Raw genomic sequence first — 665 nt, forward strand, 5'->3', positions numbered from 1 at the left:
GCCTAATCCGTTCAGTGAAACCGACCTGCGGCTCTATGCCGTCGATGGCGATTCCCTGAGGATGGTGCTCGATGGCCTGGTCGTGGCCGGCAATGGCGGCGAGGGTGATACCAATTGCGCCGGATCCTTCCATACCAGTCGGGTTAGCCTGGCGATGAGCCCGGCCAAACATCATGGCTACCACGACATAACGGTGGTCGAGCGAATGGATACCGACAATCCGTTGCCCGACAAGGATGGCGAGTGCCAGTCCCATCCCGGCAAGTCCGTGAGCCAAACCTACCGGCTGCGCTATGACGGCAGCCGGTATACGGCTCCTGCGGGGCTCAAAGCCCTGGAGCCGTGAGGACGCCGCTGGCTGCGACTGAAGCACCGCGGCCTGGTGGTTAATGGCTGGTGTGCCCGAAGCCGAATTTTGGCGGCGTTTCGGCACCGAAGTTTAATCGCCGCTGATATATTGTGTTTCCTGAAGAACGACCCGGCAAATCGGGCGATGAGGCAGGGGCATGCGTCACAATAATTTCCCGGCAATGGCCACGATGGCGGCCGTCTTGATGATGTCTGGCTGTTCGACGAGTGGCGTCGACACCACCAAGACCACCGCCATCCAACCGGCGGCTAAAGACACCGAAACCTCCGATCTGGCGCAAGGCAAGGCGCAGTTT

The 665-nt window shown here is 60.5% G+C and carries 1 pseudogene; it reads left to right on the forward strand.

Annotated elements, in window-relative coordinates:
• Positions 1 to 346: pseudogene (locus ENZ75_RS33560) on the forward strand (hypothetical protein); the annotation flags it as partial.
• Between the last annotated feature and the right edge of the window lie 319 nt (positions 347 to 665).

The organism is Mesorhizobium sp. M7A.F.Ca.CA.002.04.1.1, assembly GCF_004022805.1.
Classification (GTDB): Bacteria; Pseudomonadota; Alphaproteobacteria; order Rhizobiales; family Rhizobiaceae; genus Mesorhizobium; species Mesorhizobium ciceri.